The organism is Luteimonas granuli, from assembly GCF_007795095.1.
GTDB classification, from domain to species: Bacteria; Pseudomonadota; Gammaproteobacteria; order Xanthomonadales; family Xanthomonadaceae; genus Luteimonas; species Luteimonas granuli.
Window position 1 is genome coordinate 899644 of the sequence record NZ_CP042218.1, and the last position, 12722, is coordinate 912365.

General features: G+C 72.7%; 8 protein-coding genes. 3 read left to right on the forward strand and 5 right to left on the reverse strand.

Annotated features, from left to right (window positions below; translation table 11 throughout):
• Positions 1-133 precede the first annotated feature (133 nt).
• On the forward strand, positions 134-1141 hold the full coding sequence (locus FPZ22_RS04120) for a polyprenyl synthetase family protein (protein WP_144890653.1): 1008 nt from the start codon (positions 134-136) through the stop codon (positions 1139-1141).
• Between the two features lie 571 nt (positions 1142-1712).
• Here FPZ22_RS04120 and murD read toward each other — a convergent pair.
• Genes murD through FPZ22_RS04135 form a run of 3 tightly spaced genes read right to left on the reverse strand, consistent with a single transcriptional unit; the run spans position 1713 to position 7133 of the window.
• Positions 1713-3152, reverse strand: a complete 1440-nt coding sequence (gene murD, locus FPZ22_RS04125; protein ID WP_144890656.1) for a UDP-N-acetylmuramoyl-L-alanine--D-glutamate ligase — start codon at positions 3150-3152, stop codon at positions 1713-1715.
• The gene (murL, locus tag FPZ22_RS04130; protein WP_144890659.1) at positions 3133-4536 is read right to left on the reverse strand and encodes a UDP-N-acetyl-alpha-D-muramoyl-L-alanyl-L-glutamate epimerase; all 1404 of its coding nucleotides are present in this window, start codon (positions 4534-4536) and stop codon (positions 3133-3135) included. The genes murD and murL overlap by 20 nt, the downstream gene beginning before the upstream one ends.
• Positions 4533-7133 (reverse strand): bifunctional aspartate kinase/diaminopimelate decarboxylase, encoded by a 2601-nt coding sequence (locus FPZ22_RS04135; protein WP_144890661.1) that lies wholly within the window; start codon positions 7131-7133, stop codon positions 4533-4535. The genes murL and FPZ22_RS04135 overlap by 4 nt, the downstream gene beginning before the upstream one ends.
• 106 nt (positions 7134-7239) lie before the next feature.
• Between FPZ22_RS04135 and FPZ22_RS04140 the strand changes: the two genes are divergently transcribed.
• On the forward strand, positions 7240-8115 hold the full coding sequence (locus tag FPZ22_RS04140; RefSeq protein WP_144890663.1) for a PhzF family phenazine biosynthesis protein: 876 nt from the start codon (positions 7240-7242) through the stop codon (positions 8113-8115).
• On the opposite strand, the gene FPZ22_RS04145 is transcribed toward FPZ22_RS04140, so the two are convergent.
• A complete protein-coding gene (locus tag FPZ22_RS04145) occupies positions 8116-9789 on the reverse strand; it encodes an amidohydrolase (protein ID WP_144890665.1) in 1674 nt (557 codons plus the stop codon).
• Positions 9790-9887: 98 nt separating this feature from the next.
• The gene (locus FPZ22_RS04150; RefSeq protein ID WP_144890667.1) at positions 9888-10322 is read right to left on the reverse strand and encodes an OsmC family protein; all 435 of its coding nucleotides are present in this window, start codon (positions 10320-10322) and stop codon (positions 9888-9890) included.
• 226 nt (positions 10323-10548) lie between these two features.
• On the opposite strand from FPZ22_RS04150, the gene fusA reads away from it, so the two are divergent.
• Positions 10549-12612 (forward strand): elongation factor G, encoded by a 2064-nt coding sequence (fusA, locus tag FPZ22_RS04155; protein WP_144890669.1) that lies wholly within the window; start codon positions 10549-10551, stop codon positions 12610-12612.
• Positions 12613-12722: the final 110 nt, after the last annotated feature.

Genomic DNA, 12722 nt, shown 5'->3' on the forward strand with positions numbered 1-12722 from the left:
AGGAAAAGCGTGAGTATACCCGCCCGCCCGGGGCCATCCTCCGGCCCCGCGCCGGCGCATCGGGGAAGCCCGTGCGGCACACCGGCCGCAGGCACCGCCGCCTATAATGACGATCCCCAGACATGCGCCCGACATGGATCCGAACGCCCCGGCCGACCCGGCCCGCCCCGCCCTGCCGCTGACCGAGGTCCAGGCCTTCGCCGCCGCCGACATGGCGGCCGTGGACGCTTTGATCCGCCGCCGCCTCGCCTCCGACGTGGTCCTGGTCAACCAGGTGGCCGAGCACATCGTCGCCGGCGGCGGCAAGCGCCTGCGCCCGATGCTGCTGCTGCTCGCCACGCGTGCCCTGGGCCACCAGGGTCCGGACGCGCACCAGCTGGCGGCGGTGGTCGAGTTCATCCACACCTCCACCCTGCTCCACGACGACGTGGTCGACGAATCCGACCTGCGCCGCGGCCGCAGCACCGCCAATGCCGTGTTCGGCAACGCCGCCAGCGTGCTGGTCGGCGACTTCCTGTACTCGCGCAGCTTCGAACTGATGGTCGAGCTGGGCTCGATGCCGGTGCAGGAGATCCTGGCCGGCACCACCAACCGCATCGCCGAGGGCGAGGTGCTGCAGCTGCTGCACGTGCGCAACCCCGACGTGGACGAGTCCGCGTACCTGCGCGTGATCGAGCGCAAGACCGCGATCCTGTTCGCCGCCGCCACCCGCCTGGGCGCGCTGCTGGCCGGCGGCGACGAAGCCACGCAGCAGCGCCTGCACGACTATGGCCTGAACCTCGGCATCGCCTTCCAGATCGCCGACGACGTGCTCGACTACAGCGCCGACGAGGCCGCCCTGGGCAAACACCTGGGCGACGACCTGGCCGAGGGCAAGATGACCCTGCCGCTGATCCACGCCATGGCGCATGCCGACGACGCCACGCGCGCCCGCCTGCGCACGATCGTCGAGCAGGGCGATGCCGGCGCGCTGGACGAAGCGATGGCCGCGATCCGCGCCAGCGGCGGCCTTGAATACAGCCTGGACCGCGCCCGGGAATACGCCGCGATGGCCGAGGCCGCGCTCGACGGACTGCAGGACAACGAGGCTGTGGCCGCGCTGCGCGGCCTGGTGCGGCACGCGGTGGAACGCAGCGCCTAGAAAGCCTGGAGGACGGCCCAGCCTTTTCTGGCCCTTCTCCCGATCGAGGGGACGCTCCGTTCAGGTCTGGGCCGCCCGCCACGGACGCTCCGTTCGAGTCCGGGCCGCCCGCCACGGACGCAGGGGGGATGCCCAGCCGGATTCTCCGCGTCCTGCTCCCAGATCCGGCCGCCGGCCATCCATGGCCGGCTCTGGGCATCCCCCCCTGCATCCGCGGCGGGCACGACCTTTCGTGCGGTCTGGGAGGTTTCTAGAAGCGACGCCCACCTCGAAACGGAGAGCGTCATGACCGGCAGCAGCCCGGCTCCGACCGCTCTTGATCTTCCGCCCCGAAGCCGGAGAACGCCGGAGCCCTCCCGTGCACAGGGGGTGTGCGGACAGCCGGCCATGGATGGCCGGCGGCCGGCAGTGGGAGCAGGACGCGGAGACTGCCGGGGGAGCACACCCCCTGTGCGCGGGACGGGCTGCGCGGACCCCAGCGAAGCGGCTTCACCGCGCGACAGTGCACCAAGAACGCGGGAGCGCACCGACTGCACGCCATCGCCCCCGGAGTCGGGAGAAGAACGTTTTTTCAGTCCGGATTCGACGCCGCGATCCCCAGTCCCGGGATCTCCGAGATCGCATCCGGATCGAAACCGCCCAGGCGCGCGAAGTCGCGTCCTCGCTCCACATAGTCGCGCCAGGCGCCAAAGCTCGGTGCGCCGGGTGACAGCAGCACGACGTCGCCAGCCTCCGGCCCGGGACCGGCTGCCAGCGCCTCGCGCGCGGCCGCGACCGCACCGGCCAGGTCGGCCGCTTCGCGCAGGTCGAACCCGCCTTCGTCCGCCACCGCCGCCAGCAGCGCGTGGATGCGCGGGCCGTTGCGGCCCATGGTCACCACGGCCGCCGGCGCGTGCGTGCGCATCCGTGACGCGAAGTCCGCCCAGTCCAGGCCGCGGTCGTGGCCGCCCACGAGGAGTGCCACGCGCCGGTCGCGATAGACGTCCAGCGCCGCCAGCGTGGCGTGCGGCGTCGTGCTGATGGAATCGTTGACCCAGGTGGTGCCGCCACGGGTTCCCAGGACCTGCAGCCGGTGCGGCAGGGGCCGGAAGGTCCGCGCGGCCGGCGCGAGGGCCACGGCGTCGTGGCCCAGGGCTTCGGCGGCCGCCAGCGCCGCGCACAGGTTGTCGCGGTTGTGGCGCCCGGGCAGCGGCACGTCGCGGGTATCGAACACCGCCAGGCCGCCCCGATGCAGCATGCTCCCGCGCAGGTGCCAGCCGTCCTCCCGGCCATACCAGCGCACTCCGGTCGCGGGATCCAGCCGCGCTCCAAGCGCTGCCAGCCGTGGGTCGGCGGCGTTGAGCACGGCGACCCGCGGCTTCGCGCGGGTCACCAGCGCCAGCTTGTCCTCGACGTAGCACTCCTCGCCGCCGTGCCAGTCCAGGTGTTCGGGGAAGACGTTGGTGACCACCGCCACGTCCGGTCGCACGCCGCCGGCGGCGACGTCGCCGGTCTGGTAGCTCGACAGCTCGATCGCCCAGGCCTCGGCCTCGTCGTCCAGCAGCTCCAGCAGCGGCAGGCCGATGTTCCCCGCCAGCGCCGTGCGCACGCCGCCGGCGCGCAGCAGGTGCGCCAGCAGCGCGGTCGTGGTGCTCTTGCCCTTTGTGCCGGTGACGCAGGCCACGCCGCGCGCGACCCCGCCCTCCTCCGCACGTTCCCCGAACCACAGCGCGGTGCCGCCGACGAAGGCCGTGCCGGCGTGCGCGGCGACCAGCGCTTCCGGCCGGTATGGGCTGATGCCGGGCGACTTCACCACCACGTCGAAGGCCGACAGCCGGCCGGCGTTCGCCTCGGTCTCGATGGACAGCAGACCGTCGCCCAGCGCCGCCGCCGCGACAGCCTCCTCGGCGTTGCAGAACAGCGTCAGCGGCTGCGCCGGCAGACGCAGGCGCAGCGCGCGGTACGCGGCGCGGCCCTCGCGGCCCCAGCCCCAGAGCGCGAGGCGCCGGCCCTCAAGCTGCGAAATACGCATGCAGCCGGCTCCAGACCCCGTCCGGGATGCCGTGCTCCGGATCGGGCACCAGCAGCGGCGCGATCTCCAGCGCTTCGCCGCCCAGCTGCGGCAGGATCTCTCCGCGGAAGCGCGCGACCACCGCGTCCTCGCGCCACTCGGGGCGCGCGGCCAGGGCCGCCATCGCCGCGCGCGACTCACGCGCCTCGCCCACGCATTCGAAGGGCTTGTGGTCGCGGTATTCCATCAGCGCATCGTAGCCCCCCAGCTGTGACCGGTCGTCGAGCAGGTTGCGCCCGAAGATCGCCACCAGGCGCGGCTTGGGCATGAACGGAGCCAGCGCCAGGAACACGAAATGGCACTTCGGGCAGACGCCGCACCAGCGGCTGGTCGGGCGCTCGCCGAGAAGGTGGAAGTTGCGGTTGCAGCTGGAGAACCAGCCGTCGTAGCGGTCGATCCTCGCGAACTGGCGCGCCACCGCCAGCTCCGACAGCGGCCGCAGCAACGAGTAGTAGCGCAGGTCCGCCGCAACGTGGCTGCGCAGGTGGGCGGCGAAGGCCTGTTCGAAGGCCCAGCCCTTGGACCACTGGTGGTTCACCTCCCCAGTGCCTTCGATCAGGCTGCCGTAGCTGGCCGAGCGCTCGTTGGAGAACACCACCTGGTCGACGCCGAGCACGACCGCCGCGAGGGCGAGGATCGCGGAATTGATCGCGGTGACCGGGATGTGGCCGTTGTACGCGCCCTGGCGGTTGTACTCGAACAGTTCGGGGGCGAGCTGGCGCTGGATGTTGAGCGTCGGCAGCCCGGTGCGCTCGGCGCAGGCGCGGATCAGCTGCGAGCCGCCGACCCAGGCCACGGTCTGTCCGATGCCGGCGGCACGCAGGGCCTCGATCGAGACCAGCGAGTCCTTGCCGCCGCCGATGGCGACCAGGGCGTGGGAGCTCAGGCCGGCCGCGGGGGCGCGGCCATGGCTGCCGCCCGCCGCGCTTCCGGCGCCCGGACCCACTCCTGCTTCGGCCGGCCCTTCCACCGGGAACCGGATGCGTCCGTGCAGGTCCAGCGCGTTGCGATAGGCGAACTCGCCCAGTCCATGCAGGTAGACGTCCTCGAGCAGCGCCGCCGTGGCGGCGTCGATGCCGTAGCCGTCGATGCGGATGCACTCCGGGACCGCGGCCTTGTAGTAGCTGACGCCGGCGACGAGGTGGAGCAGCCGGAGCGCATGCTCCACGGCCGGCGCACGCGTCGCGTCCAGCGCGAACGGCGCGCCCGGGAGAATCACCGTCTCGACCAGCTCCGGGCCGTCGTCGAAGGCATAGGCCAGTCGTGCCTCGCCGGTCGCCGGGTCGAAGGCGCAGCCGACGAAGCGGAAGCAGGCCACCGCCTCGCGATCGAACGCTCCGGTCATTCCCCGGTCTCCGGGAGCAGGGTCTCCGCGGGCAGCGCGCGCAGGTTGTAGGTATTGGCCATGGCCATGCCGTAGGCGCCGGCGTCGGCGACCAGCAGCACGTCGCCGGGCGCGGTGTCGCGCGGCAGCGGGCGCTGGCGGCCGAAGACGTCGCTGGATTCGCAGATCGGCCCGACGACGTCGAACGCCACGGTCTCGCCGTCGGGCCGCGACAGGTTGTGGATGTCGTGCCAGGCGTCGTACAGCGCCGGACGCATCAGCGCGTTGATGCCGGCGTCGGCGCCGACGCGGCGGATGCCGCCCTTCTCCACCACCTGGGTGACTGCCAGCAGCAGGACGCCGGCCTCGGCCACCAGGAAGCGGCCCGGCTCGATCGCGAGGCGGTAGGCCGGGTAGGCCGCCTTGACCTCGGCCAGGCCGACGCTCCAGGCCTCGAGGTCGAAGGGCTCGTCGTCCTCGCGGTAGGGGATCGGCAGGCCGCCGCCGATGTCGATGGTGTCGATGCTGCCGATGCGTTCGGCGATGCCGCCGAGTTCGTCGCAGACCTCGCGCCAGTGGTCGGGCGTGTCGACGCCGCTGCCCAGGTGCGCATGCAGCCCGGTGACCCGCACGTCCAGTGCGCGCGCGGCGGCCAGGAAGGCCTCGACGCGATCCACCTGCAGCCCGAACTTCGAGGCCGGGCCGCCGGTGCGCACCTTCTCGTGGTGGCCCTCGCCGCGGCCGAGGTCCACCCGCAGCCACAGCGCGCGGCCGCGGAAGACCTCCGGCCAGCGCTCCAGCGCCTCGACGTTGTCGAGGGTGACCGTCACGCCCCGGCCGAAGGCGGCGGCGTACTCGTCGACCGGGGCGAAGCTGGGCGTGAACAGCACGCGCGCCGGATCCAGCCCGGGCAATGCCTCGAACACGTGCGCCAGCTCGCCGGCGGACACGCATTCCAGCCCGAAGCCTTCCTCGACCAGCAGGCGCAGGATTTCCGGGTGCGGATTGGCCTTGATCGCGTAGAAGCGGCGGTCCACGGCCTCCACCGCCGCCAGCTGCCGGGCGCGGGCGCGCACGGTGCCGGGATCGTAGGCGTAGCGCGGCGTGCCTTCCGCGGCCAGCGCCAGCAGTTCGTCGCGCCGCCCATGCCACCACGGCACCGGGCGCCGGCGCAGCCGGCCCTCGATTTCGCTCCAGCGCGGTCCGAACACATCGGCTTCGCGCACCGGCATCGCGCCGCTGGAAATCAGTTCATCGTGCAGTTCCCGCATGAGGCCTCCGGCGTCGGCTTCGTCGATGACGAAGGTCAGGTTGAGATCATTGGACGATTGAGAGATCAGGTGCACGCGCTCACGGCCGAAGGTCGCCCAGACATCGGACAACCGGTGCAGCAGCGAGCGCATGCCGCGGCCGACCAGGGTGATCGCGGTACACGGCGCGATCACCTTCAGCCGGCAGCTGCGCGCCAGGTCCTCCGACAGCCGGGCCAACACGTCGGTGCTGACCAGGTTCTCGTTCGGATCCAGCGACACGGTGACGTTGGTCTCCGACGAGCCGATCAGGTCGATCGACAGCCCGTGGCGACGGAAGCAGTCGAAGACGTCGGCCAGGAAGCCGACCTGCTGCCACATGCCGATGGTCTCCATCGACACCAGCACCACGCCGTCGCGGCGGCTGATGGCCTTGACCCCGGGCACGGTGGCGGCATCGCCGTCGATGCGCGTGCCCGGCAGCTCCGGGCGCGCGGTGTCCAGGATCGCCATCGGCACGCCGGCGTCGCGGCAGGGCTTGATCGCCCGCGGGTGCAGGACCCTGGCGCCGGTGGTGCAGATCTCCTGCGCCTCGGCGTAGTCCAGGCGCGCGAGCAGTCGGGCGTCGGGCACCTCGCGCGGGTTGGCGCTGAACATGCCGGGCACGTCGGTCCAGATCTCCACGCGGGCGGCGCCGAGCAGTGCGCCGAAGTACGCCGCGGAGGTGTCCGAGCCGCCACGGCCGAGGACTGCGGTGCCGCCGTCTTCGTGACGGGCGATGAAGCCCTGGGTGAGCAGCATGCCGCCGGGCTGGGCGTCGAAGCGCGTGCGCCAGTCGCCGGCGACTTCGCGGCGGCAGGCCACCGACAGCCTCCGGGTCCAGTCGTTCTGGTTGGGCAGGCCCACCGCCTGCAGCCAGTCGCGGGCGTCGCACCAGCCGAAATCCAGGCCGCGCGAGCGCAGATAGGCGGCGCCCAGCGTCGAGGAGAGCAGTTCGCCCTGCGCCAGCAGCTCGGCCTGCCAGTCGAGCGTCCGCGTGGAAGCACGCGGATCGGCCACCAGACTGCGCAGCGCGTCGAGGCGGGCCCCGACCGCGGCGTCCGGGTCGAGCCCGAGTTCGACCGCGAAGGCGCGGTGGCGCTCGATCAGCGCTTCTGCGCGCTCCACGGCGTCGGGCGCACCGTCGGCGATCGCACCCAGGGCGTTGGTCACGCCGGACAGGGCGGAAACGACGACCAGGACGCGATGGCCGGTGTCGACGCGCGAGGCGGCCAACGCACCGATGGTGTCCCAGCGCTCGCGGCGCGACACGGAGGTGCCGCCGAACTTGAGCACGATCCAGCGGGCGGGTTCGGAATGGTCGGGCATGGACGGCCGGCACGCCGGCGGATCGGACACGGCCTGCGATTCTAGCCGCGCACGGTCCCGATCGGCACGGCCGCCGCTACACTGGCGCGCCGCGCCGGAGCACCGCATGCCCGCCTGCCCCTATGTCCAGCTCGACGTGTTCGCCGATCGTTCCGGCGCCGGCAACCCGCTGGCCGTCGTCCCCGACGCCACCGGCCTCAACGACGCGACCATGCAGGCGATCGCGCGCTGGACGCGGCTGCCGGAAACCACCTTCGTCTTCCCCTCGCCCACCGCAACGGCCGACTACGCCGTGCGCATCTTCAGCCCGCGCCGCGAGGTGCCCTTCGCCGGCCACCCCAGCGTGGGCACCGCGTACGTGCTGCTCGACCGCGGCCTGGTGACCGCGCGCGAGGGGAAGCTCGTGCAGTCCTGCGCGGTGGGCGAACTGCCGCTTCGGGTGGACGGCGAAGGCGGGAGGCGCACGGTCGCGGTGCGCACGCCGCGCGCACGCGTGGTCGAGGTGGCCGACGCCGCGGACGCGCGCCTGCGCGCCGCGCTGGCCGGGCTTGCCCTGGGCGCGCTGCCGCCGGTGCTGATGGACGGCGGCCGCCGCTGGTGGCTGGCCGAACTGCGCGACGAAGCCGAGCTGCGTTCGGCAACGCCCGACTGGGCCGCGGTCGGCGCCCTGGCCGAGGCCACCGGCAGCATGGGCCTGTGCGTCTTCGCGCGCAGCGACGATCCGGTCTACCACCTCGCCGTCCGCGCGTGGGTCGGTTCGCCGGCACCGTTCGAGGACGTGGCCTCGGGCGCCGCCAACGCCACCCTCGCGGCCTGGCTGTCGGATCGCGGCGCGCTTCCCGGCGAAGGCGGCTTCTACCGCATCAGCCAGGGTCGCGAGGTCGGCCACGACGCCATCATCGAGCTGCGCGTGGACGCCGACGGCGAGGTCTGGTCCGGCGGCCGTGCGCGCATCATCGTGAACGGAACGATCGACTGGTAATCACCTGGCTTCGTACACCGGCCGGCCGTCGACCCAGGTCGATCGCACCTCGAGCTCGTCCAGCCGGTCGGCCGGCACCGCCAGCGGGTCCTGCCCGAGGATCACGAAGTCGGCACGCAGCCCTGGCGCCAGGCGTCCGGTCTCGTCATCGTCGAACGCCGACCAGGCCGCGCCCGCGGTGAACCCGTGCAGCGCCTCGGCCGCGGTCAGCACCTGGCCCGGCAGCCAGCCGCCCGGGGGCAGGCCGTGGACGTCCTGGCGTGTCACCGCAGCCAGCAGGCCGAGGCGCGGATCGGCGAATTCCACCGGGAAGTCCGAACCCAGCGCCAGCGGCACTCCGGCCTCGGCAAAGCTGCGCCAGGCGTAGGCACCGGCCAGGCGGGCCTCGCCGAGGCGATCGCCGGCCCAACCCATGTCCGAGGTCGCATGCGTGGGCTGCATCGAGGCCACCAGCCCCAGCCCGGCGAAGCGCGCGATGTCGCCCGGCGCCATCACCTGCGCATGTTCCACGCGCCAGCGGTGGTCGCCGGACGCTGCATCGCCGAGCACGCGTGCATAGGTGTCGAGCACGATGCGGTTGCCGCGGTCGCCGATGGCGTGCGTGGCCACCTGCAGGCCGCAACCCTGCGCGCGGCGCGCCGCGGCCTCGAAGTCCTCCTCCGTCTGCAGCAACAGGCCACGGTTGCCCGGGTCGTCGCTGTAGTCCTCGATCAGCGCCGCGCCACGGCTGCCCAGCGCGCCGTCGATCATCAGTTTCACACCGCGCATGTCGAGCCGGCCGGACGGGTGGCTGTAATGTCCGTCCCGGCAGAGATCGTCGATCAGGCTGCTGTCGCGCTGCGCATAGGCGCGCACGCGCAGGGTCAGCGCACCGCGGTCGGCGAAGCGTTTCATCACTTCCAGTCCACCGCGCCCGGTGCCCATGTCGTGCACGCCGGTCAGACCGAGGGCGGCGACGTGGCGCAGCGCGCGTTCCATCGCCCGGTCCTGCCAGGCCGCGTCCGGCTCGGGCGCGGGCGCGTAGACGAGGCGCGCGGCGGTGTCGACGAAGACGCCGGTGGCCCTGCCGTCCTCGCGCAGGATCAGGCCGCCCTCGGGCTGCCAGTCGCCGGACAGGTCGCGCTCCACCGCGCGCATCGCCGCGCTGTTGGCCCAGGTGGCGTGGCCGTCGACGCGCTCCAGCACCACCGGTCGATCGGGGAAGGCGGCATCGAGCACGGCCGCGGTCGGGAAGGCCTTCTCCGGCCACAGGTTCTGGTCCCAGCCGCGGCCCATCAGCCAGGCATCCTCGGGAAGGTCGCGCGCGAAGGCCTGCAGGCGTTCGACGATCTCGCCGGTGCTGCGCGCGCCGACCAGGTCGGCCTGCATCAGCGCATGCCCGAGCCCGACCAGGTGCGCGTGCGCGTCGATCAGGCCGGGGACCACGGTGGCGTCGCCCGCGTCGATGCGCTCGGCGCCGGGATGGCGCACGGCCAGCTCGGCGGCATCACCGACGGCGACGATGCGCCCTTCCGCATCCCAGACCATGGCGGTGGCCACCGGCGTCGCCGCGTCGGAGGTGTGGATCCGCGCCGCGGTGAGCAGGCGCTCGCCGTCGGCCTGCGCGGCTCCGGCAAGGGCCAGCAGGATGCCGGCGACGAGGGGCAGGGAAGAAGCGGGAACGGTGCGGCGCATGCGCGGACTCCAGTGGCGGACCGCGCGACTATGTCGGCGTTCGCGCTCCGGGGCAACGGCGGCGTGCCGCCGCGCCCCGGGAACGGCACGGCCGGGGATCAGGCGAGCAGCTCGGCCTCGAGCGTGACCGGCACCGCCGACAACGCCTTCGACACCGGGCAGTTCTGCTTGGCGTCGTCGGCAATGGCGCGGAACTTCGCGGCGTCGATGCCCGGCACCTTCGCTCTGGTGAAGAGCCGGATCGCGCTCAGCGTGGGGCCACCCTCCATCGACAGGTCGACCTCGGCGCGCGAATCGACCGCGTCGGCGGGATGCCCGGCCTCGGCCAGCGCATTCGCCAGCGCCATCGTGAAGCAGCCCGCGTGCGCGGCCGCGATCAGTTCTTCGGGGTTGGTGCCCTTCTCGTCGCCGAAGCGGCTGTTGAAGCCGTAGCGGGTGCCGTCCATCAGCCCGCTGGCCGGCGTGCTGATGGTGCCACCGCCGGACTTGAGGTCGCCCTCCCAGTGCGCGGTGGCCTTGCGCGAGATGCCCATGTCGTTCGCTCCGTGGTCGTATCGGGCCGTCCATCCTGGGGCGGCGGCCGTGACGCGCGCGTGGCCCCCGGCGGTGCATTCCCGATGCTGCGTCGCAACGCGACGCCCCCGCGCAGCGCGCGCTAAGGTGCCCGTCCGCCATGACCGCCCGCCGCGCAGGCCCGGTCGCACGCATGCGACGGACAGCCATGACGTCCTTTCCGCCCAGCCAGGGAGAAACGGACCCATGTCCCACGCAACGCAAGACATCCGCAACGTGGCCCTGGCGGGCCATCCGGGCGCCGGCAAGACCACGCTGTTCGAAGCCCTGCTGCATGCCGGCGGCGCGATCCAGGCGGCAGGCAGCGTCGAGCGCGGCAACACCGTGTCCGACTTCGATCCCCAGGAGCGCGCCCGCGGCCACTCCATCGACGCGGCGATCGCCGGCATCGGACATCGCGCCGCCGACGGCACTCGCATCCACGTCAACCTGCTCGATACGCCGGGCTATCCCGACTTCCGCGGAGTGGCGCTGTCGGCGCTGTCCGCCGTGGAAACGGTCGCGGTGGTGGTGGATGCCGACGCCGGCGTCGGCCACGGCACCCGGAGGATCATGGAGCACGCCGCGCGCCGCGGCCTGTGCCGCGCGATCGTGGTCAACCGCATCGACGCCGATGGCGCCGACTGCGCGCGCCTGCTCGACGAACTGCGCGAGGAGTTCGGCCCGGAAGTGCTTCCGGTCAACCTGCCGGCCGATGGCGGCACCCGCGTGGTCGACTGCTTCGCCGGCGACGGCGGCGACAGCGACCTCGGCCCGGTGGCGGACTGGCACCGGCGCATCCTCGACCAGGTGGTGGAGATCGAGGAGTCGGTGATGGAGCACTACCTCGACGGCGGCGAGGCCGCGCTCGGCCGCGGCGAGCTGCACGACGCCTTCGAGCGCTGCCTGCGCGAGGGCCACCTGGTGCCGGTCTGCTTCGTGTCGGCGCGCACCGGCGTCGGCGTGCGCGAGTTCCTCGACGTGGTCGCAGGCCTGCTGCCGCACCCGGGCGAGGCCAATCCGCCGCCGTTCCGGCGCGGCGCGGGCGACGCCGCGGAGCCGGTCGGATCGCGCCCCGATCCCGACGCCCACGTGATCGCCGACGTCTTCAAGATCGTCAACGATCCCTTCGTCGGCAAGCTGGGCGTGTTCCGGGTCCACCAGGGCACGGTGAAGCGCGACCAGCAGCTGTTCGTGGACGACGGCCGCAAGCCCTTCAAGGTCGCGCACCTGTACCGGATCCAGGGCAAGGACCACTTCGAGATCGACCGGGCCGTGCCCGGTGACATCGCCGCGGTGGCCAAGGTCGAGGACCTGCACTTCGACGCCGTCCTCCACGACAGCCACGACGAGGACCACATCCGCCTCGAGCCCATGGCCTATCCGCGGCCGATGTTCGGCCTGGCGGTCGAGGCCGGCAGCCGCGGCCAGGAGCAGAAGCTCGCCGCGGCGCTGCACAAGCTGGCCGAAGAGGATCCCTGCTTCCAGGTCGAGCACGACGCCGAGACCAACGAGACCGTGGTGCGCGGCCTGTCCGAGCTGCACCTGCGCATCCAGCTCGAGCGCCTGCGCGAGCGCCACGGCGTCGAAGTGTCAACGCGGACGCCGCGCATCGCCTATCGCGAGACCGTCACCGCCGCCGCGGAGGGCCACCATCGCCACAAGAAGCAGACCGGCGGCGCGGGCCAGTTCGGCGAGGTCATGCTGCGCGTCGAACCCCTGCCGCGGGGCGCCGGCTTCGAGTTCGTCGACGCGGTGAAGGGCGGCACCATCCCGGGGCAGTTCATCCCCGCGGTGGAGAAGGGCGTGCGCCAGGCCATGGCCGGCGGCGCGGTGGCCGGCCATCCGATCCAGGACGTGCGCGTGATCGTGCACGACGGCAAGCACCACCCCGTCGACAGCAAGGAAGTGGCGTTCACCACCGCCGCGCGGAAGGCCTTCCTGGACGCGGTGGCCAAGGCGTCGCCGACGGTGCTCGAACCGATCGTCGATCTGGTGGTGACCGCGCCCGAAGCGCACATGGGCGACATCAGCGGTGGCCTCGCGGGGCGCCGCGCACGCATCTCCGGCACCGATTCCGCGCGTGGCGGGAACATCGTGATCAAGGCCCAGGTGCCGCTGTCCGAGCTCGACGGCTACCCGGCGGAGCTGCAGTCGGTGACGGCCGGCCGCGGCCGTTACTCGCTGGATTTCAGCCACTACGAGCCCGTTCCGGCTCCGCTGCAGCGGCGGCTGGCGGAAGGCTGGCATCCCCGCCAGGACGACGAATAGCCCTTCCGCGACCGGCAGGGAACGAAAAAGTTGCGGGTTTCAAGCGTTTTCCCCTTGGCGCGGCCCCGGCCATGTCCTACATTGCGACTGCCGACGGGGTCGGCCGACTA